The following is a 19,904-nucleotide window of genomic DNA, read 5'->3' as shown; positions in this document are numbered from 1 at the left end:
CACGAACGAAGCGACGGACGGGCCTGCGGCCTTGAGGGCGTCGGCCGGCCCGGCAGAACGCAGACGCCGGCGGCTGCGACACGATCGGGCGGCTCTCGACGTTCCGTCATGCCGCGCCTGCGCGGCCTCGACCGCAGGAGGCGCGCAGGGCCGCACCGTGCCGCCGGAGGGCAAGCGGTCGGGCTGCCCGTCGTGCGTGCTCTGCCCCGCCGCAGAGGCGGGCTGTCGGTAGCATGGCTGGTGACTGGGCTGGACGAGGTGTCGCCCGGGCGCGGTGCCGGCTCGGGCAGGTGGATGGAGACGGAATGCCCCAAGGCCTCCCGGACGCGGGCGACGCCGACCGGCGCGTGGACCAGGGGTCCACCGGAGCGGCCATCGACGCCTTGGTGGCTGAGGTCAACGCGCTGCGCGCGGAGCTCCAGCGTCGGCACCTGCTCGATCTCGCCACGGGCGTGCTCGTTGGGCGCCACCAGGTCACCCCGGCGGCGGCCGGCTCCATGCTCGAGGAGATGGCCTCCGGGGCCGCGGTCGAGGTCGCCGATCTCGCGGCCGACATCGTCAACGAGGCCAGCGGTGATCCTGGCACCGCGCCCGCGAGCACGAGCACGAGCACGAGCCCTGCTCCGGTCGCCGGCCGTCGTCGAGTCGTGGACGAGGCGCGATCGAGGCGTCGGGTCAGCGGGGCCGCCGAGCTCGGCCTGGACCTCGACGACGTCGCGGCCATGCTGCTGGAAGGGCCACTGGCCCGCCTCGGGGTCGACGCGCTGATGGTCTGGCAACGCGCCCAGGCCGACTGTCTGGCGTTGAAGGCCGCCGTGGGGGTCGGCCCGCTCGCGGCAGCGCGATGGTCATGGATTCCACCGCAGTGGTCGACGGTGCCGCACCACGTGACGACCTCCGGAGTGCCCCAGTGGTTTCCCGCCGGGATCAGCGTGGAGGGGACGCTTCCGGGCGCCGAGGACGCCCCGCGCGCCGTCCTGCCGCTCCGCGACGGCGGGGTCGCCGTCGGGGTCGTGCTGCTGCTGTGGTCCGCTCAGCAGCCCTTGGACGAGGAGATCCGTCTCCAGGCGGCCGGGGCGGTGGAGGTGCTCGCCCGGGTGCTCGGCCAGGATCAGTCACTCAAGGATTCGGCGATGTCCCGGCCGGTCCTCGCCGCCGTGCTTGACCTGCTCGCTCAGCCCGCGGTTCTGCTGCACGGCGGCGGCGCACCCGGGGGCCCTTTCGTCGAGTACTTGAACGCTGCCGCCCGTCGGGCCGGCTCTGGGGCTCCCCATCCTGTCGGACGGCCGTTCGCGCAGGTCTTTCCCCACGTGCACGCCGACGTTCTGACCATGGTCGACGCGTCCCGTCGCAGCGGAGACTCTCAGCGGGCCTCACGGGTACCCCCCACGCGGCCCCCGGGAGGCCCGGCTCCACTGCTCAATGTGCGGGTACTGGCCCTCGGCGAAGAGCGCAGCGTGGTGCTCTGGCACCAGGAGAACCAGGACCACAGCTTCTCCGTGCTCCAACGAGCCGGCCGGCTGGGATCCCTCGCGGCCTTCGAGGACGACCTCACGTCAGGGACCGCCCAGTGGGCCGAGCTGGTGCCCGGCTGTCTCGGGCTCCCAGCGGGGACGCCTCCCTTCCCGCTGCACGCCCTCGGGGCCCTCCTGCTCCCGGACGACCGGCCCGAGCTGGAGGAGTCGCTGCAGCGGCTGACGGTGCGCCTCGAAGGCGTGAGCGCCGTGCTGCGGCTGCCTCGGCCCGAGGGCGGTGTGCGGCACATCCGGCTGATCGCCGAACCGCTGCTGACCCACGGCACGCTCACTGGCATCACCGGCTTCTTCCAGGACGTCTCGATCCAGCACCAGACCGAGGCGGCTCTCGCGGCGACGTTCGACGAGCTCGGCTCGGTCCAGGCCAAGGCCGCGATCCGGCACCAGCTCGCGCTGCAGCTGCAGCGGGCCATCGTCCCTGATCTGCCCTCCTCTCACGACCTGCCGGGCGTCGAGGTCGCCGCCCGCTACCGGCCCGCGGCTGAGGAGTACCGCGTCGGGGGCGACTGGTACGACGTGCTGAGACTGCCGAACGGTGAGGTCATGATCGCCGTCGGCGACGTGGCGGGGCACGGGATCGACGCGGCGACAGGGATGGTCGCCCTGCGCAATGCCCTGCGCGGCCTGGCGTTCTCCGGCGAACCGCCGGGCCGGCTGATGCACTGGCTCAACGAGGTCACTCTGCACACCCCGGGGCATCCCACCGCCACCGCTGTCTGCGCCCGCTACGATCCGGAGCTGCGCCGGCTGCACTGGACGAGCGCCGGGCACCTCCCGCCAGTGCTTCTGCGCGAGGGCCGGGCGGAGCTGCTCGCCTCCTCCGCCAACCTGCTGCTCGGTGCCGCCCCGGACATCACCTACCAGGAGTCCGAGGCCACGTTGCGCAGCGGGGACATGCTGTTGCTCTTCACCGACGGTCTGATCGAGCGGCGGCACGCCGGAATCGACCAGTCCCTGGTCACGCTCCGCCGAGCGGCCGAGCGTCTTCCCGAGGAGAGTCTGGACGTCCGGGCGGACGACCTGCTGGCCACCGCCGTCGGGGACACCGACGACGACGCGAGCCTGGTCCTGGTGCGGATCACCTGAGCCTGCGCCGGATCCGCTCCAGCAGGTCGGTGGCGTCCACCGGCTTGACCACGTAGTCCGTGGCGCCGGCCGCGAACATCGCGTCCCGGTCCCCGGGCAGGGCCTTGGCAGTCACGGCGATCACCGGCACATCGCCGTACCCGGCCATGCCCCGGAGCTGCCGGGTGGCCTCGTAGCCGTCCAGCTCCGGCATCATCAGATCCATCAGGACCACGTCGATGTCATCACGGCCGGAAAGGATCTCCAGCGCGGCGCGGCCGTTCTCGGCGGTCACGACGTTCGCCCCGTGCAGTTCCAGGATGCCGCTGAGCGCGAAGACGTTGCGCTGGTCGTCGTCGACGACCAGCGCCGTCCGGCCGTCCAGGTCGCTGCTCAGCCGGACCGCCGCCGTACCCCGGTCCGCAGAGGGTTCGTGCTCGGAGACTTCCTCTCCGGGTGAAGACGCTTGGACCGGCAGCAGCAGGGTGAAGCGGCTGCCCTGGCCGAGGGTGCTCTCGGCCTCGATGACGCCGCCCAGCAGTTGGGCGATCTGACGGCTGATCGAAAGCCCGAGTCCGGTGCCTCCGTAGCGGCGGCTGGTGGTTCCGTCGGCCTGCTGGAAGGCGCCGAAGATGCTCTCCAGGTGTTCCGCGGCGATGCCGATGCCGGTGTCCTCGATCCGGAAGGCCACCACGCTGTCCGCGCCCCGCAGCTGTTCGGGCAGCTGCTGCGGATCAGCACTCTCGACCCGCAGCTCCACTCGCCCGGCGTTGGTGAACTTGACGGCGTTGGAGAGCAGGTTGCTCAGCACCTGGCGCAGCCGCTGCTGGTCGGTGACCAGTTCTGTGGGCAGGTCGGGGCCGGTGCTGACGCGGAACTCCAGCGCCTTTTCGCCGGTGAGCGGCCGGAAGGTGGTCTCCAGCGAGTCCAGCAGCGGGCGTAGCGCGAACCGGTCGGGATTCAGGTCGAGCTTGCCGGCCTCGACCTTGGACAGGTCGAGGATGTCGTTGATCAACTCCAGCAGGTCCGAGCCCGCCGAGTGGATCACCGTGGCGTAGCCGACCTGCTTGTCCGTCAGGTTGCCTCCGGGGTTCTGCGCCAGCAACTGGGCCAGGACCAGCAGGCTGTTGAGCGGGGTGCGCAGTTCATGGCTCATGTTGGCCAGGAACTCCGACTTGTACATCGACGCCGTCGACAGCTGCTGGGCCCGCTCCTCCAGTTCCTGCCGCGCCTGCTCGATCTCCAGGTTCTTCGCCTCGATGTCGGCATTGCGGTCCGCCAGCAGGCCTGCCTTCTCCTGGAGTTCGGCATTCGAGCGCTGCAGCTCCTGCTGTCGCTCCTGGAGTTCCGCCGTCAGCCGCTGGGACTCGGTCAACAGCTCGTCGGTGCGGGTGTTCGCCAGCAGCGAGCCGACGTTGACGCCGAGTGCTTCGGTCACCTGGACCAGGAAGTCCCGGTGCACCTGGGCGAAGGGGCGCAGCGACGCCAATTCGATCACGCCGAGCAGCTGGTCCTCCATGACGATGGGCAGCAGCAGGAGCGAGGCGGGCTCCGCGCTTCCCGATCCGGAGGCGATGGTGAGGTAGCCGGACGGCAGGTCCTCGATGAGCAGGGCGCGCCGGTTGCGTGCGCACTGGCCCACCAGGGACTCGCCGATGCGGAAGCTCAGCTGCCGGCCGCCGGGCACGCCGTAGGCGCCAACGCGGTTGAGGCGCGTTCCCTCCTCGGTCTCCTGCACGAGGTAGAACGCGCCGATCTGGGCGTTCACCAGCGGCGTGACCTCGTCCAGTACGAGTTCCGCAACTGCGGAGAGGCTCCGCGGGCCCTGCATCAGGGCGGAGATCCGGGCCAGGTTGCTCTTGAGCCAGTCCTGCTCCTGGTTGCGGCGGGTGGTCTCACGCAGCGACTCGACCATCGCGTTGATGTTGTCCTTGAGGTCGCCGACCTCGCCGGGGGCCTCGACCGCGATCGACCGGGTCAGATCCCCCTCCGCGACCGCGCTGGTGACCTCGGCGATGGCGCGGACTTGCCGGGTCAGGTTCCCGGCCAGCTCGTTGACGTTTTCGGTCAGTCGCTTCCAAGTGCCCGAGACGCCCTCGACCTCGGCCTGGCCGCCGAGCTTGCCTTCGCTGCCAACCTCGCGGGCGACGCGGGTGACCTCGGCGGCGAAGGCGGAGAGCTGGTCGACCATGGTGTTGATGGTCGTCTTCAGCTCCAGGATCTCCCCGCGGGCATCGACGTCGATCTTGCGGGTGAGGTCGCCCTGGGCGACGGCGGTGGTCACCTGGGCGATGTTGCGCACCTGGTTGGTCAGGTTGGTGGCCATCGAATTGACGTTGTCGGTGAGGTCCTTCCAGGTCCCGGCTACGTTCGGTACCCGGGCCTGGCCGCCGAGGACACCCTCTGTGCCGACCTCGCCGGCCACGCGAGTGACCTCGTCGGCGAAAGCGGACAGCATGTCCACCATGGTGTTGATGGCCTCCGCAAGGCCCGCCACCTCGCCACGGGCCTCGACCGAGATCTTGCGGGACAGGTCGCCCCGTTCGACCGCCTGGGCTACCTGTGCGATGGAGCGCACCTGGCTGGTCAGGTTGGAGGCCATGACGTTGACGTTGTCGGTGAGGTCCTTCCAGGTTCCACCGACGCCGCGGACCGTTGCCTGGCCGCCGAGCTTGCCCTCGGTGCCGACCTCGCGGGCTACACGGGTCACCTCATCTGCGAAGGCGGAGAGCTGGTCGACCATGGTGTTGATGGTCTCCTTCAGCTCCAGGATCTCGCCGCGGGCGTCCACGGCGATCTTCTGGGTGAGGTCGCCGCCCGCTACGGCGCCGGCGACCTGTGCGATGGCCCGCACCTGGCTGGTGAGATTGCCGGCCATGAAGTTGACGTTGTCGGTCAGATCCCGCCAGGTGCCGGCCACCCCTGGCACACGGGCCTGCCCGCCCAGCCGTCCCTCGGTTCCCACCTCCCGGGCCACGCGGGTGACCTCGTCGGCGAAAGCGGAGAGCTGGTCCACCATCGTGTTGACCGTGTTCTTCAGCGCGAGGATCTCGCCGAGCGCGTCGACCTCGATCTTCTGCGTCAGGTCCCCCTTGGCGACCGCCGTGGTGACCTGGGCGATGTTGCGGACCTGGTCGGTCAGGTTGCGGGCCATCGCGTTGACGGAGTCGGTCAGCTCCCGCCACACCCCGCCCACGCCGGGCACCTGGGCTTGTCCACCGAGCCTGCCGTGGCCGCCCACCTCCTGCGCGACCCTGGTCACCTCGGAGGTGACCAGGGAAAGCTGGTCGAGCATGCCGTTGAAGACCTGGGCGATCTCACCGAGCAGCCCGTCGGCACCGACGACCAGACGCGCGGAGAAGTCGCCGTCACGCACCGCTGTCAGCCCCGCCAAGAGCTGCCGCAGCTCCTTCTCACCGGGGCCGGCGGAGCCGTCCGGCCGCGCGCCGTTCGCCGGAGTATCCATCACGCTTCACGTCCTCGAAGGTGGCAGGTCAGCGGGTGGCCTGGTCGGGTCCCGTCGCCATCGTGCCACGGTCGCGGTGGCTGGGGCACTGGACCTTGGACAATGCGAGGGGCGTCGCTGGAGCGGCGCCTGTCCGAGCCGGAGGGCGGCAAGAGAGCGCATCCGTCAAACCGGCGGTAGCCTCGGAGCTGCTTTGCCTGCGCTTTCACGTTGCATCGCCCGGCGAGTGATGCGGGCGGCAATGGGTAGCAGGCAGTGGTGAGGAGTACGCAAACTATTGGCGAGCAGCTGGGGAGACGTCCAGCATGACCGAGCAGCCGCAGCCGGGCGGGCCGGCGGTGGAATCGGGCCGACTCAGGGTGGCGGTTGCGGTGGAACCGGGCATGGGGGTCGTCACCGTGGCCGGCGAGCTCGACCACGACTCTGTCGGCGCGCTGGATTCAGCGTTTGATCAACTGACGCAGGCGGAGGTCTCCAGAGTCCTGCTGGACTGTCGTGAGCTCGGCTTCTGTGACTCCACCGGACTCAATGCCCTCCTGCGAGCGCGTCTGAGCGCCGGTGAGGCGGGCCGGCGCTTCGGGCTGGTCGCTCCCGGTCCTCAGCTCCAGCGGTTGCTCACGGTGACGGGAGCTGCGGAGGTCTTCGAGGTCTACCCGGATCTGGACACTGCTCGGGTGGACACGTGACGGGCCGGGAGGCGAGGCCCGAGGTCGGTGGGCGGACTGCGCACCAGGTGCGGCGTCTGCGTCTCAGAGGGTCCTCGGGTGTGGTCGGCAGGGCCCGTGACTTCAGCCGGGATGTCGTGACCGAGTGGGGCTGGGCTGATCCGGCGGGCGCTGACGCGGAGGAGACCATCGAGGACGTCCTGCTGGTTGTCTCCGAGCTCGTGTCCAACGCGATGATCCACGGTGGCGGGGCAGTGGAACTGGTGCTCGATGTCGATCCGGTGCGGCTGACGGTTGGGGTGAGCGATCTCAGTCCTGTCCGCCCGGTCGCGCGGGAACCGGAGGTTCCCGCGCGACCGGGCGGACACGGACTTCTGGTCGTGCGCAGGCTGTGCGCACGATGGGGCACCACTCCGTTGGCCGACGGCAAGTTCGTCTGGGCGGAGTTCGACGCCGTGTGAGCACCGGTTCGGCTGAGGCTAATCGTGCTGGAGGCCCTCGCGGAGAGTCTCCAGGGTGCTGTGCAGCAGCCGGGAGACCTGCATCTGGGAAACTCCGATGCGCTCGCCGATCTGTGTCTGCGTCAACTCCTCGACGAAGCGCATGGAAAGGATCGCGCGGTCGCGGTCGGGCAGTCGCGCGATGAGCGGCCTCAGGGCGGTCATCGACTCGACCTTCTCCAGTGCCGGGTCGACGTAGCCCAGGCGACGCTCCAGCGGTCCCTCGTCCTCGGGGTCGGCCGTCGCGGGCGCTTCGAGAGTGCCGGCGGTGTAGGCGTTGCCGGCGATCTGCCCGTCGACGACCTCTGCCTCGGTGATGTCCAGGTGCGCGGCGAGTTCGGCGACGGTCGGCTCGCGATCGAGCCGCTGTTCCAGGAGCTCGTTGGCCTTGGCCAGGCGCAGTCGGAGCTCCTGCAGCCTCCGGGGGACCTGGACGGACCAACTGGTGTCACGGAAGAAGCGCTTGATCTCACCGGTGATGGTCGGCAGGGCGTAGGTCAGGAACTCGACCTCGCGGTCCGCGTCGAAGCGGTTGATGGCCTTGATCAGCCCTATGGTGCCCACCTGGACGATGTCCTCCATGGGCTCGCTGCGGTGGCTGAACCGCGAGGCGGCGTAGCGCACCAACGCCATGTTGAGCTCGACCAGTGTGTTGCGTACGTAGGAGTACGCGCTGGTGCCTTCCTCCAGCGACCGAAGACGGGTGAAGAGCACCTTGGAGAGTTCGCGCGCGTCCGCGGTCGCCAGACCAGCTGGATCGGGTATCACCGGCATGCCGTCCAGCTCGGGTACTGCCGGCGCGTGGCCGACAGGCCCGTCGTGCGTCCCGACCTGCTCTGCGGCGGTGGCTTGGGTGAAGGTCCTGGACATGCGGCTCCTCTTGGCACGTGGTCCGCGCCTGGGTGTACGGCGGGACTCGGTTTCTTGAGGCATCTCCGTTCGCCTACCCCAGGGGCGCCCCAATGATGCGCCCATTCGTTGCCGAACCGTGATCTGACCCCAGCCCAGTGACTTTCCGTGACGCCTACTAGCTCCTTGTGATGATTGGGTTGCGCCACTTCGGGGACGGTGTCGAGCGGCCGGCTGGACGCCGGAAGGGGCAGGGCCGCCGAGAGTGCCAGCCGGTCCGGGGGGACGAGCAGGCGTTCATACCTGGCGTCCGGTCGCCGTCTGCGGTACCGCCATGGCGCTCAGCGGCTGGGCGATCGATTCCAGACTTCGCCGCTCTGCCCGGACGCCGATGGCAGCCTCCACCAGACCCGCTGCGACCATGAGACCCGCGCCGATGCAGAAGGCGAGTGTCGTGTCGGTGGTCTTGCCGCTGCTGACCAGCCCGTTGAAGAGCAGCGGGCCGGTGATGCCACCCAGTGCGGTCCCGACCGCGTAGAAGAAGGCGATGCAGAGGGCCCGGGTCTCCAGCGGGAAGATCTCGCTGACGGTGAGGTAGGCCGAGCTCGCTCCGGCTGAGGCGAAGAAGAGCACGATTGTCCAGCAGGCGGTCATCGTGACCGCGTCCAGCACACCGCGCTGGAACAGGAAGGCCGTGCCGAACAACAGAACGCCGGACAGGATGTACGTCCCGGCGATCATCGGCTTGCGGCCGACGGTGTCGAATAGCCGGCCCAGGAGCAGCGGGCCGAGGAAGTTCCCGACCGCGATGACGACGAAGTAGTAGCCGGTGTCGCCGGTGGGGGTCTTGAAGAAGGTGGTCAGGATCACCGCGTAGCCGAACGTGACCGCGTTGTAAAGGAAGGCCTGCCCGATGAAGAGCGCCAAGCCCAGGATCCCGCGCCGCGGGTACTCGCGGATCACGGTGCGTGCGATCTCCGTGAAGCTGATGCTGTGCCGCTGTCGCACAGTCACGGATTCCTCCACCGGCTCGAGTTCCACGCCGGTGTTGTCGGTGATCTCCTGCTCGATCTCGGCGACCAGCCTTTCCGCTTCTTCGGCGCGGCCGTGGGTGAACAGCCAACGAGGGCTCTCCGGTACGTGCCGCCGGACCAGCACGATGACGAGTCCGAGCACGACACCGATGGCGAAGGCCAGCCGCCATCCGAGGTCCGTGGCGAAGATGGCGGTGTTGAGGAGCACGATGGAGGCCAGGGACCCGACCGCCGCCCCCACCCAGAAGCTGCCGTTGATGATCAGGTCCACACGGCCGCGGGCGCGGGCCGGGATCAGTTCGTCGATGGCCGAGTTGATGGCCGCGTATTCGCCGCCGATTCCGAAGCCGGTGAAGAAGCGGCAGACGAAGAAGAACCAGGCTGTCCAGGACAGGCTGGTGAGGGCCGTGGCGGACAGGTAGACGGCAAGGGTGATCATGAAGAGTTTCTTGCGGCCATGGAGGTCGGTCATGCGCCCGAAGAAGAGCGCTCCGCAGCAGGCCCCGGCGACGTAGATGGCCGCCGCGAAGGTGGTGACCTGAGCGGTGGTGATGTTGATGCCGCTGCCGTGCTCCGCCAGTCGCGAGGCCATGTTGCCGACGATCGTGACTTCCAGGCCGTCCAGAATCCAGACCGTGCCGAGCCCGATCACGATGCGCCAGTGCCACCTGGACCAGGGCAGTCGGTCCAACCTGCCCGGCACCCTGGTCTGGACGGTGGGTTCGTCCTTGACGCCAACAGTGTCATTGCGACTGCCGCTGCTGTCCGCGCGTTGCATCACCATCACCGCTTTCCTGCGGGTTCCGTCGTCAGGACCCAGGCTTGCCGATGGCGGCCCGGCCGCCAGAGCGATCCGTCAGCGGAACGTTGACATCAGTTCTCGCACTCCTGGGCGGCTGCCCGCTCGCGTCGGTTGCATGCGCGGCGTCTGTGATCTTGGCACCTTGTGAGGCAGGACGGACACGTCGGCGTATGCGGCTCTGGACTGCGGCCGTGCCGGAAGCCAGGACTCAGCGGCTGAGTTCCGCCCAGACCGACTTGCCCGGACTCGCTCGGCGCAGGGTGACACCCCAACGGGTCGAGAGCCGGTGCACGATGCGCAGACCGTAGCCGCCGGTTTGTCCTGCATAGTCGGGCGAGGAGGGCGTCGGCAGGGTGGAACTTCTGTCGAAGACCTCGACCCGCACACTGCGCGCGGTGAGCCGCCTCGCCTCGAGGACAAGGGTGCCGCCGGCATGTCGACTGGCGTTCGAGAGCAGTTCGGAGACGACAAGGAGCACGTCGTCCGTGGCCTCGGGCCTCCCGCTGAGGTGCTGATTCGTGTCAGTCCAACCCCAGTCGGTCAGTGCCGCTCGGGTGAAGCCGCGGCCTGCAGCAACCTCGTTGGTGAACCCGCCCAGTGCCAAGCGCCGGATCTCGGGCACGGCGCGTCCGACCGGCTGGTCGGTGCGTCGGCGCACTCGGTGCGGAGGGCTGGGCGTGCGGGCGGACATGCGCATCCCCATTCGTGACGCGGCAGGCGGCAAGCGGCAGTCGCAGAAGGGCGGGCCGTCCGCGCTGCTCTGAGTCGTCTCTCGGTTCGCACCTGCCCCGTCGGCGTGGTCGCACACCGCGCATCGGTGTACTTTTCCGGTCGGCTGGGATGGGTCAGTCAGGGCCACTCTGCGTGAGGGCTTTCACGCTGGGTAGGCGCGGATGGAACAGCAAACCAAGGAAGTGACCCGTGAGATGCACGCCGACGGCTACCACAGAGGTGACCAGATCATCATCCACCGCGACTCGCCCCAGGCGGCGGCCGAGTGTGCGACTGTGGTCAGCGCCGGATCCGGCGTGCGGCTGAGAGTCCGCTATGCAGACGGCCGCTCGGGAAGCTGCCCAGCAGAGCACGCCAGCGTACTGCGGCTCGTTGAGGATGATGCGCGACAGCAGACCTGAGCCTGCTGTCCAGGCGAACCGGGGGGCCGCTCCCGTTTCGTGGATCGGATCGCCGCGCTCCGGGCCGCTCGGTTGGCTCCGGGGTACGAAGCTCGCCCGCGCCGTGGGCTCTGCCCTTGCGCCGGATGGTTGGTTGTTCCTGCTGGCCCTGGGCAAGCGCGGCCGGAAGGAGGTCCGCACGCCATGATCCGAAGTTTTGAAACGGCCGTTTGGGTGACCCAGGCGTCCGCTGGCTCGGGGGGCTACGCGGTTTTGGTCCCACTACTTGTGATGCTCGTGCTCGTCGTCCTTACGGGAGTCGGTGTCTCGCGGCGGGGGCCACACTCCGCGGCGCGTCGACACAACCCGCCCAGTGAGCCGGACGGGTCGACTGCCCAGCCGCCGCGGCGGCACAGAAGGTGGAGAAGGTGAGAGCGAATGCTTGGCACCGCCCCGCCTTCGGCACGGCCGGGTCTCGGCGTAGGGCGGCAGGGCATCTCGCCAGGAACGCGCCGCCCGAGCGAGTCGGAACCACGTCGCAGTACAACTGCGGCTCGTTTGGTTCGTGGCCGCGTCTCCCCAGTGCATGACTGCTCACCGTCCGGTCCGGGCCGGCAGTTCACCCAGAGGCGTCTGCCGTCCCTTGTCTGGGACCCTCGGCTCACGCTGGCGCCCAGGACAACCCACGACTGGGTCGCTGGCTGTGGCCGATGGCGAGCATTGCCGGGGTGGGGCGCAGGCGATGCTCGACAGCGTGTCGGCGCACTGCATCGGGTACCGGCTTTGGCAGGGGCTTGAGCGCCAGGGCGCTGCTCTTCATCGGATGGCCAGCACAATCCCGCGCAGGCGAGGGTCAGCGGTCACCCCGGTCGACGGCCGATCGGCCTATTGCGTTCAGGCGGTTCCGCTCGGCCTCAGGAAGCCGTGTTCCGTGTCCCAGGCGGCGGTCGCTGCGGGTGGCCCTTCCAATTGGTCCGACCATACGCGCACCTCGACCCGGTAGGGCATCGGCTCCTCGTGCATCACGAACCGTCCCTTCAGCTCGGCGAGGAGGTGCTGGTCCGCGCACTCCTGCGCGGTCACCCACAGTTCCTCGCCGGTCGCCGGCACCAGAACGCGAGCCGCCTCGAACCGGTCCTCCTCTATGCGAACTTCGCTCCAGTAGGTCATCGCGTCCTCCATCTCTTCCGATCCTTGCGCCCGGTGGAGCCTCGTGCCCACTTCTCCGGGCTCGACCCACCCGGCCCGCGTCTACCCGCTCGACGTCTGCTCACCCGTATCTGCTGCTCAGGCGCACCGCGGCACTTGGATTGTTTGGGCGGACCGATCCGGGTGAGGCGCTCTCGGGTGTTTCGTGGTCCTCAGCACGTAGGAGAGCGACGTGATCTTCCTGGCCCTGCTCATGCCCCCGTTCCTGTTGCTGGTAGTGCTCGCCCTGGGGCGGTGGGAGGAGTTCGAACTCTCGGACGACAAGCCGCGCCGCCGGGCTTCGACGGCTCACACGCATCGCGTTCGGCCGGCCCACGCGCGTCGGGATCGCGCCTGAGGGTTGGCAACACCCCAGTTGCCGCGAAGAGTGCTCACGCGGCCCGGTCGAGCAGCTTGTCGATGACCTCGTCCCAGTCGACGAGGTTGCTCTCGGTACCCAAGGGGACCACTCTCTCGCACGCGGCGAGGAAGCCGACAAGGTCGCCCGTGGCCAGTTGGAGCAAGGCGATACCCCGGCCGCTGTGGAGTTCAATGAAGGGGTTTCCCTCGCGTGCGGGCAGAACGAAAACGTCGCCTCTCCCACTGAACTGCCGGAGTCCATCCAGCAGGAGCTCGCGGGCGAAGCACCAGGTGAGTGGCCGTCCGCCGGCGTCGCGGACCGAGGGGAACGAGAGCCGAACGGCATAAGGATCGGCGCTCGAGAAGCCGAGGCTGCAGGGAATGGACAGATCTGCCTGCTTCGCCTTCAGCAACAGTGCCTGCACGGCCCGTACCACGCGCATGGTCTCCCCTCCCAGCTCGCACAGCTTGGCCCAGGCCCGGGCGAGCAGTGCGCGTCTGCCCAGGGTCATCAACTCCAAACGGCGGAGCCGGTGATCAGGGGGACTCAGCCTCTCCACGTGTTCGACGATGTCCGCCGGTGATGGCGGTATAGGGCGAAGCCGGGGAACCCGATGTTGCGCTCGGGGGCGAAGCAGTTGATCGCCGTGATGAGGCTGGTGACCCCGACCGGAAGCGGGTCCAAGTCCATCTCCCGTCGGCAGGGCCACCATCTGGGCTTGGTCGCGCGTCATTCCCACACGTCGGGACCGCCGCCTTGCCACTCCACCATGCGCTCAGCGTCAAGGTCGAACTCGTCCATGCCCGCGCGCCGGCAGAACTCTGTAACGTCATCGAGCCCGTATGCCTTCCCGACCTGCGTGCCGAGGATGTCCACGCGGCGGAACGGCCGGGCGACACCCTCGGAGACGACGGGGTGGACGACGACATGGGCGTGATGGCGCTCGGCGGACGCAGGCTCGGTCATGCGCCCCAGCCTGCGACGCGCCCATGTTGATCGCATCCGCGTTCAGCCATTCGCCGCCCGAATGAACGACGCGGCCCACGAGCTTCAAGGCGCGCTGCCTCCGGTGCGGGCCGAACGGACTGCGGTGTCCGGTCAGAGGTAGGCACTGAGCGTCGGTGGCGCGAACCGCAAGAGGGCGCAGCCAAGAGGGGCTGGCGTCCCGCCTTCAGCTTCACCTCCCGGGGCAGCGGCGAGGCCAGCCCTGCCGCCAAGGCCGCCGGAGACTGGGCAGGCGCGAAAGGAGGTCTGCTTGGCATCCCATCCGTGGGGCGCTCGGCGACGAATATCAGGCAGAGACAGCCCAGGCAGGTGAGTGCCATGAAGCGCAACAACGTCAGACTGCACTGCCAGGTGACCGGCGTGCTGATCAGCACGCCCTGCGGGCACACCGTGCCCGTACGCGTTCACTTCCGGTACAACCAGGCCGACGCCTACGCTGTCACGGTCGAGATCCACGCCGACACCCACGTACAGACATGGCGCCTCGACCGCGACCTCCTCACGCTCGGTCTCAGTCAACCGAGCGGCAGCCAGACTCTTCGGATCCGACCGCTCACCCTGGACTGGACCCTCCTTGACCTACCCGAGGGCACGGAGGTCAGGCTGCTGTTGATCGCCAGCAGCGACATACGCGTCTTCCTCGGCCGTACCTTGCGGATCGTGGCGCTCGGCGACGAAGGCGACACCATCGACTGGGACACCGAGCTACAAGGCCTGGTCCCGTGACGTTGACGGCGCCCGGTCAGCCCGCTGTGGTGGTGGCGCGGCGGTAGCGGTCGGCGGTGCGCTGGAGGTGTTCGGCCAGCTCCGGTGCGTCTTCGATGTGGAAGTCGATCTCCAGGGCGCCGAGGAGGAAGGCGAGTGCGCGGGGCTGTCGGCGCCGGCGTGCAGCAGGCAGCTGTGCTCGTCGACGGGCTCGATGGTGCCGTAGGTGGCGGCGTCCCGGGCCGGGCCGGAGTGGGCCGGGGCGTTCAGGCGGATGGTGGCCCGGTAGGGCCACATCTGGGCGACGCCGCGTGCGGCGTGTGCGGCCGCGTCTCCGCCGGGGAGGTGGCGGGGGGTGAAGCGCGGGCCGTCGGTGGGGGTCCGGGGGCGGATCCGGTCCACCCGGAAGGTGCGCCAGTCGTGGCGTTCGAGGTCCCAGGCCACCAGGTACCAGCGCGGGCCCCAGGTGACGAGTTCGTGCGGCTCGGTGACGCGGGCGCTGGCGTCGCCGTCGTGGCTGAGGTAGTCGAACCGGAGCTGCCGGTGGTCGCGGCAGGCGGTCCCGACCATCGTGAGAACCTCGGCGTCCACGGTGGGGGCGGCGCTGTGGGCGCGCACGGTGGACACCTGGAGGGCCTTGACCCGATGTCGCAGCCTCGTGGGCAGAACCTGTTCGAGTTTGACCAGGGCGCGCAGGGCCGTCTCGCCGATCCCGGCGACGCCGCTGCCGGCAGCCGTGCGCAGCGCTACCGCGATCGCCACCGCCTCCTCGTCGTCCAGGAGCAGCGGTGGCAGTTGGGCTCCGGCGCCCAGACGGTAGCCGCCGTCGATGCCCTTGACGGCGTTGACCGGGTAGTCCAGGTCGCGCAGCTTGTCGACGTCCCGGCGGACGGTCCGGGTGCTCACCCCGAGACGGTCGGCCAGGTCCTGGCCTGACCATTCGCGGTGCGACTGCAGCAGCGTCAGCAGCCGGAGCAGGCGGGCGGAGGTTTCCTTCATGTCGCAGAGCCTGCCAGCTCTATAGGACAGAAGGTGTCCGCTTGTGCCGATAGCTTTCTCTTCATGAGCGAAACGATCACTCCCTTCCGGATCGACATTCCCCAGAGCGACCTTGACGACCTGTCTGCGCGGCTGACGGCCGTCCGCTGGCCGGCCGAACTGCCCGGAGCCGAGTGGAGCCGCGGTGTGCCACTCGGCTATCTCAAGGAGTTGGTCGAGTACTGGCGCACGTCCTACGACTGGCGCAAGCACGAGGCCGAGTTGAACGAGATACCGCAGTTCACCACGGAGATCGACGGGCAGAACGTGCACTTCCTGCACGTGCGTTCGCCCGAGCCGGATGCCATGCCGCTGGTCCTCACCCACGGCTGGCCCGGGTCGGTCGTGGAGTTCCTCGACGTCATCGGCCCGCTCACCGACCCGGTCGCACACGGCGGTGTCGCGGCGGACGCCTTCCATCTGGTCATCCCCTCGCTGCCCGGGTTCGGCTTCTCCGGGCCGACCCGCGAGGCCGGCTGGAACACCGGCCGGGTCGCCGCTGCCTGGGCCGAGCTGATGGGCCGGCTCGGCTATCAGCGGTACGGCGCCCAGGGAGGTGACCTGGGTGCGTTCGTCGCGCCGGAGTTGGGCCGGACCGCCACCGACCGGGTCGTCGGGGTGCACGTCAACGCCGCCACCTTCGGGTTCATCCCCTTCGGCGACGTGTCGGAGGAGGAGAGAGCCACCTTCACCGACGCGGAGCTGGCGCGGCTGGAGCGCCTCAAGGACTACCTGGACGACGGGGGTGGCTACTTCCAGATCCAGGCCACCCGGCCGCAGACCCTGGCGTACGGGCTGCACGACTCCCCGGTCGGACAACTCGCCTGGATCGTGGAGAAGTTCAAGGAGTGGACCTTCCCGGCCGCCGAGCTTCCCGAGAGCGCCGTCGACCGCGATCTACTGCTCACCAACGTGATGCTGTACTGGCTCACGGGCACGGCGGGCTCGGCCGCGCACATGTACTACGAGAACATGCACGCGGGCACCTGGCACTCCTCGCCCGCCACCACGCCGACCGGCGTCGCCGTCTTCGCACATGACGTGGCGATCCGTCGCTACGCCGAATACGGCAACAACATCACGCACTGGTCGGAGTACGACCGCGGCGGCCACTTCGCCGCCCTCGAAGCACCCGACCTCCTGGTCGCCGACGTGCGGACGTTCTTCGGTCCTCTGCGGTGACCGTCCGCTCGCCATCCGAGGACCCGAGGCCCGACCAACAAGAAGGGCCAGCCCTGTGCGGCGATCAGCGCGGGGGAGTCAGAAGGCGCCGAAGGACGGTCGGCGTGTGGCCGAGGTGCTGGCGCATGGTCCGCGTCAGGTGGGCCTGGTCGGCGTACCCGAGGTCTGCCGCGACAGCGCTGAGGCTCGGTTCACCGGCCTCCAGGCGGTCGAGGGCGCGGCCGATGCGGACGCGGTGGCGGTAGTGGGTCACCGAACTCCTCCTCATCCGGATATCCCACGTAGGCGAGGGTCGCGTCGATGTCGGCGGGAACCCCGGTCGTCATCCTGCGGAACCTCCCGCGGCGTACGAGCACGACGCGGTAGTCGCTGCGGACCTCCGGTGCCGACCAGCGGGTGTGGTCGTCGCGGCAGGCCACCGCGCTGATGCCGAAGTCGGGACGGGTGGCGACGGGAGTGGCGGTGAGCACCCTTCGAACGCTACGCGGCCGGTCTGACAGCCGCGCAAGGATGTTCAAGACGGGGCCCACCGCGGCGGGCACGCTGGCGGGGTGCGAGGGGCCGTTCCCTTCGCACCTCGTGCAGCACAGCCACTGAGGGGATACGGCAAGCAACTGAGCACGGTCGTCATCGACTGCGCCGAGCCGGCCGCGCTCGCCGCGTTCTACCAGAAGGCCACCGGCTGGGAGATCACCTGCAGCGACCAGAACTTCGCGTCTCTGGGCGACGGACCCTCGGTCCAGCTCGCCTTCGTCCGCATCGGGGGCCACCGGCCGCCGGACTGGCCCGACGGCGCCACGCACATGCACCTCGACTTCACCGTCACCGACCTGGACGGCGCGACCGAGGAGCTCCTCGGCATCGGGGCCGCCCGCCCCGCGTTCCAGCCAGGCGACGGCCAGTGGATCGTCCTGACCGACCCCGAGGGCCACCCGTTCTGCCTCACCGCAGACACCACCGGCAACTGAGCACCCCGCAGACAAAGGAGACCGACCGATGGCGTCCATCCACCGCGACATCCTGATCCACGAGACTCCCGAAAACATCTGGGCAGCAGTCCGCGATTTCGGTGAGGTCGACAAACGCCTCGCGCCGGGCTTTGTCACCGATACCAGCGTCGAGGGCGACATCAGGATCGTGACCTTCGCGAGCGGTGCCGTCGTGCACGAGCTGATCGTGGACATCGACGACGAGGCCCGGCGCATCGCCTACGCGGTGGTCGGCGGCTCCCTGGAGCCCAAGCATCACCACGCGTCCATGCAGGTCATCAGCGATTCCGAGGGTCGCAGTCGCTTCGTCTGGATCATCGACGTCACCCCGGACAGCTTCGGCGAACCCATCGCCGAGATGGTCGACGAGGGACTCCGAGTGATCAAGCGCACCCTTGATCGGGAAGCCGGTGCAGGCCCTCTGGGTCCGTCTTCTCAGGTGTAGTCACCGCCGAGGCGATCGCAGCCGGAGTAGGCAAGCCGGCCTGTGCGAACTCGTCGGCCTGCCGGGTGCGGAAGCCCCGGCCCTCGCCCAATAGATCGGGCTCCCACAGGTGTGCACCCAGCCAGCGAGAGAGGTTGAGATCGGTTGGCGCTCCGAGCACAGCGACAGCGAGGAGAACGAGCAGCGGCCCGGTGTTGGGGTCGGTGGAGTGACCGCTGGTGAGCAATCCGGCTCCCTCTCCCAACATCCAGAACACCAGGGCAAGAACGATCCCGGTGCACGCGGCCGTCGTGCGCCAGGGTCGCGGGGCCAGGACTCCCAGGCCTACAGCTGCCATGAGCAGGGCCAGTCCGACGGTCATCACGGTGCCGTGAGCGGACATGGCTGCGGCGAGTGAGCGGTCCGCGGATGCCAGTGGCCCTGGTGCGGAGTCGGCCGAGGAGGCGATGGCCGGTACCGCGCCGTTGCCCGGCAGGAGCTGGAGGACCGCGCCTCCGCTCCACAGCAGGGCCCAGACCGGTGCCGCCCAGGCGGAGGGTGGTGTGTCGCCGTGCAGCCGGCCGGTGGCGCCGACGGGGCGGGGCGTGCGCCGGGGCCAGGCCAGGACGGCGGCCATGGCGTACAGGAGCACGGCTCCCGGCGCGCCGGTCAGCAGCAGGGTGTGGCCGCCGGCGAGTCCGCCCAGTCCCTCGCCCAGGAGCCATACCGAAAGGGCCCAGGCGATGGAGCCGGCGAGCGCCCAGCGTGCGGTGCGCACCCACAGCAGTCCTGCTCCGAGGGCGAGTTGGCCGAGTGCGAAGATCAGGTTCGTCAGCACGGGTGCGGTCGCGATCAGGTGCGCCGCCCAGTGGACGGGTGCGGCGACGGCGACGGGCTGGCCGGCGGCGGCGGGTTCGATGATCTGGTGGGCGAAGCCACTGGTGAACATGTACGACTGCAGTTGCAGGGCTCCGTCCAGGAGCCAGAGCACGCCCAGGGCGATCTGGATGTGTCGGCGGGTGACGGTCATGGCGGCCTCCGGGGCCGGGCGGTGGGCGAGCGCGGGGCGTCAGTCACGCACCGGGGTGATCGTGGACGGATGGGTGGTGGGCTGCTGCCTCGTCGGCGTGCTGCCGAGAGCGACGGCTGACGTGCCGTCGGCGTAGGCGCCCTCCGATGATCAGCGGGGTCAGTGCCGCCAGGGCGAGGGCCTGGCCGGCCAGGGCGAGGACCTTGTCGTTGAACCAGATCGGCTCGTACATGTCGGGCACCGGGCCGAGTGCTCCTGGGTCGATGTAGCGGTAGAACACGATCGCCGCGAGCCCGGCGGCGGCGGTCAGCCAGGCGAAGCCGTCGCCGAGCCGGTGCCGCCAGACCAGTACGAGCAGCGCCGCGACGATGGCGGCGGCGCCCTCGATGCGGAACAGGGTGCCCTCGCTGATGGTGGTGGAGGCGACGGCGGAGTACTGGTGAGCCAGTTTCAGGTGGACGTAGGCGTCGACCGCGAGGCCCGCCGCAGCGGCAACTCGCAGGGCCATGCGCAGCGCGTTCATCAGTGGCTCCCTAGTCGACCGTCAGCGTGCCGTGCATGGACGCGTGGGTGCAGACGTAGGGATAGGTGCCGGGGTTGGCGGGTGCGGTGAAGGTGGCCGACTTGCCCGGGTTGATGGGTCCGGTGTCGAAGGCACTGCCCGGTCGCGCGGTGAGGGTGTGGGTGGCGGAGTCGTGGTTGACCACGGTGATGCTCTCCCCCGGGTGCACGGTGAGGTTCGCGGGGCTGTAGGCGAAGTTGTCGATCACGATCTGCGCGGCGGCGGTGCTGGGTCGCGAACTCGGGGGACCCGGGGTGCTGGGAGCGCTCTGGGAGCTCGGGGGAGTGGCCGGCGTCGGACTGGACTGGACGGCTGCGGAGGAGCAGCCTCCCGCCGCCAGCATCAGGACGGCTGCGGGGAGCGCGACCCGGAGGCGAAGTCTTGGCATCTCA

20 protein-coding genes and 1 pseudogene are annotated in these 19,904 nt (G+C 69.4%); 9 read left to right on the top strand and 12 right to left on the bottom strand.

The genetic code is table 11. From position 1 onward, the window contains the following. Positions 1 to 305: 305 nt before the first annotated feature. Complete coding sequence (locus BMY61_RS03725) at positions 306 to 2,621, top strand: SpoIIE family protein phosphatase (protein ID WP_082015055.1); 2,316 nt, start codon at positions 306 to 308, stop codon at positions 2,619 to 2,621. Here the strand turns inward: BMY61_RS03725 and BMY61_RS03720 are convergent. Further along, positions 2,614 to 6,066 (bottom strand): HAMP domain-containing protein, encoded by a 3,453-nt coding sequence (locus BMY61_RS03720; protein ID WP_042448365.1) that lies wholly within the window; start codon positions 6,064 to 6,066, stop codon positions 2,614 to 2,616. The genes BMY61_RS03725 and BMY61_RS03720 overlap by 8 nt on opposite strands. 305 nt (positions 6,067 to 6,371) lie before the next feature. Between BMY61_RS03720 and BMY61_RS03715 the strand changes: the two genes are divergently transcribed. Continuing rightward, on the top strand, positions 6,372 to 6,752 hold the full coding sequence (locus BMY61_RS03715; RefSeq protein ID WP_042448362.1) for an STAS domain-containing protein: 381 nt from the start codon (positions 6,372 to 6,374) through the stop codon (positions 6,750 to 6,752). Between the two features lie 116 nt (positions 6,753 to 6,868). Then, a complete protein-coding gene (locus BMY61_RS03710) occupies positions 6,869 to 7,192 on the top strand; it encodes an ATP-binding protein (RefSeq protein ID WP_236656035.1) in 324 nt (107 codons plus the stop codon). Positions 7,193 to 7,210: 18 nt separating this feature from the next. Here BMY61_RS03710 and BMY61_RS03705 read toward each other — a convergent pair whose 3' ends face one another. The 3 genes from BMY61_RS03705 to BMY61_RS03695 all read right to left on the bottom strand — a co-directional run bounded on the left by BMY61_RS03705 (position 7,211) and on the right by BMY61_RS03695 (position 10,538). After that, positions 7,211 to 8,101, bottom strand: a complete 891-nt coding sequence (locus BMY61_RS03705; protein ID WP_042448357.1) for a SigB/SigF/SigG family RNA polymerase sigma factor — start codon at positions 8,099 to 8,101, stop codon at positions 7,211 to 7,213. Between the two features lie 276 nt (positions 8,102 to 8,377). Further along, entirely contained in the window at positions 8,378 to 9,892 is a 1,515-nt protein-coding gene (locus BMY61_RS03700) for an MFS transporter (RefSeq protein WP_042448746.1), read from the bottom strand. A 232-nt stretch (positions 9,893 to 10,124) separates the two neighbouring features. Continuing rightward, positions 10,125 to 10,538: an ATP-binding protein gene (locus BMY61_RS03695; RefSeq protein WP_042448743.1), complete on the bottom strand. Its 414-nt coding sequence runs from the start codon at positions 10,536 to 10,538 to the stop codon at positions 10,125 to 10,127. Positions 10,539 to 10,809: 271 nt separating this feature from the next. Here BMY61_RS03695 and BMY61_RS03690 point away from each other — a divergent pair, with 271 nt between their 5' ends. Continuing rightward, positions 10,810 to 11,049, top strand: a complete 240-nt coding sequence (locus tag BMY61_RS03690; RefSeq protein ID WP_143094151.1) for a hypothetical protein — start codon at positions 10,810 to 10,812, stop codon at positions 11,047 to 11,049. An 873-nt stretch (positions 11,050 to 11,922) separates the two neighbouring features. On the opposite strand, the gene BMY61_RS03685 is transcribed toward BMY61_RS03690, so the two are convergent. Further along, complete coding sequence (locus tag BMY61_RS03685; protein WP_042448351.1) at positions 11,923 to 12,210, bottom strand: hypothetical protein; 288 nt, start codon at positions 12,208 to 12,210, stop codon at positions 11,923 to 11,925. Between the two features lie 199 nt (positions 12,211 to 12,409). On the opposite strand from BMY61_RS03685, the gene BMY61_RS45865 reads away from it, so the two are divergent. Then, positions 12,410 to 12,574, top strand: a complete 165-nt coding sequence (locus BMY61_RS45865) for a CFAP20 family protein (protein ID WP_161791261.1) — start codon at positions 12,410 to 12,412, stop codon at positions 12,572 to 12,574. 34 nt (positions 12,575 to 12,608) lie between these two features. On the opposite strand, the gene BMY61_RS43910 is transcribed toward BMY61_RS45865, so the two are convergent. Next, positions 12,609 to 13,088 (bottom strand): SsgA family sporulation/cell division regulator, encoded by a 480-nt coding sequence (locus BMY61_RS43910; RefSeq protein ID WP_161791260.1) that lies wholly within the window; start codon positions 13,086 to 13,088, stop codon positions 12,609 to 12,611. Positions 13,089 to 13,306: 218 nt separating this feature from the next. Further along, on the bottom strand, positions 13,307 to 13,543 hold the full coding sequence (locus tag BMY61_RS03675; RefSeq protein WP_042448348.1) for a hypothetical protein: 237 nt from the start codon (positions 13,541 to 13,543) through the stop codon (positions 13,307 to 13,309). Positions 13,544 to 13,900: 357 nt separating this feature from the next. Between BMY61_RS03675 and BMY61_RS03670 the strand changes: the two genes are divergently transcribed. Beyond that, positions 13,901 to 14,308 carry an SsgA family sporulation/cell division regulator gene (locus tag BMY61_RS03670; RefSeq protein ID WP_143094150.1) on the top strand — a complete coding sequence of 136 codons (408 nt, stop codon included), beginning with the start codon at positions 13,901 to 13,903 and terminating at the stop codon, positions 14,306 to 14,308. Between the two features lie 16 nt (positions 14,309 to 14,324). Here BMY61_RS03670 and BMY61_RS03665 read toward each other — a convergent pair. Then, positions 14,325 to 15,286, bottom strand: a pseudogene (locus tag BMY61_RS03665) (helix-turn-helix transcriptional regulator). Positions 15,287 to 15,349: 63 nt separating this feature from the next. Here BMY61_RS03665 and BMY61_RS03660 point away from each other — a divergent pair. Then, positions 15,350 to 16,507 carry an epoxide hydrolase family protein gene (locus tag BMY61_RS03660; protein WP_042448346.1) on the top strand — a complete coding sequence of 386 codons (1,158 nt, stop codon included), beginning with the start codon at positions 15,350 to 15,352 and terminating at the stop codon, positions 16,505 to 16,507. A gap of 64 nt (positions 16,508 to 16,571) precedes the next feature. Here BMY61_RS03660 and BMY61_RS47020 read toward each other — a convergent pair whose 3' ends face one another. Then, complete coding sequence (locus BMY61_RS47020) at positions 16,572 to 16,760, bottom strand: helix-turn-helix domain-containing protein (protein ID WP_042448344.1); 189 nt, start codon at positions 16,758 to 16,760, stop codon at positions 16,572 to 16,574. 298 nt (positions 16,761 to 17,058) lie between these two features. Here BMY61_RS47020 and BMY61_RS03650 point away from each other — a divergent pair, with 298 nt between their 5' ends. Further along, the gene (locus BMY61_RS03650) at positions 17,059 to 17,475 is read left to right on the top strand and encodes a VOC family protein (protein WP_236656034.1); all 417 of its coding nucleotides are present in this window, start codon (positions 17,059 to 17,061) and stop codon (positions 17,473 to 17,475) included. Between the two features lie 28 nt (positions 17,476 to 17,503). Further along, positions 17,504 to 17,941, top strand: coding sequence for an SRPBCC family protein (locus BMY61_RS03645; RefSeq protein WP_042448341.1), 438 nt, complete (start codon positions 17,504 to 17,506; stop codon positions 17,939 to 17,941). On the opposite strand, the gene BMY61_RS03640 is transcribed toward BMY61_RS03645, so the two are convergent. Genes BMY61_RS03640 through BMY61_RS03630 form a run of 3 tightly spaced genes read right to left on the bottom strand, consistent with a single transcriptional unit; the run spans position 17,880 to position 19,900 of the window. Beyond that, complete coding sequence (locus tag BMY61_RS03640) at positions 17,880 to 18,950, bottom strand: hypothetical protein (RefSeq protein ID WP_042448338.1); 1,071 nt, start codon at positions 18,948 to 18,950, stop codon at positions 17,880 to 17,882. The genes BMY61_RS03645 and BMY61_RS03640 overlap by 62 nt on opposite strands. A 43-nt stretch (positions 18,951 to 18,993) precedes the next feature. Further along, positions 18,994 to 19,473 carry a hypothetical protein gene (locus tag BMY61_RS03635; protein ID WP_063773259.1) on the bottom strand — a complete coding sequence of 160 codons (480 nt, stop codon included), beginning with the start codon at positions 19,471 to 19,473 and terminating at the stop codon, positions 18,994 to 18,996. 10 nt (positions 19,474 to 19,483) lie between these two features. Further along, the gene (locus tag BMY61_RS03630) at positions 19,484 to 19,900 is read right to left on the bottom strand and encodes a cupredoxin domain-containing protein (protein WP_075003741.1); all 417 of its coding nucleotides are present in this window, start codon (positions 19,898 to 19,900) and stop codon (positions 19,484 to 19,486) included. Between the last annotated feature and the right edge of the window lie 4 nt (positions 19,901 to 19,904).

This window comes from Streptacidiphilus jiangxiensis, assembly GCF_900109465.1.
Lineage (GTDB): Bacteria > Actinomycetota > Actinomycetes > Streptomycetales > Streptomycetaceae > Streptacidiphilus > Streptacidiphilus jiangxiensis.
This window is presented reverse-complemented; position numbering and strand designations above follow the sequence as displayed.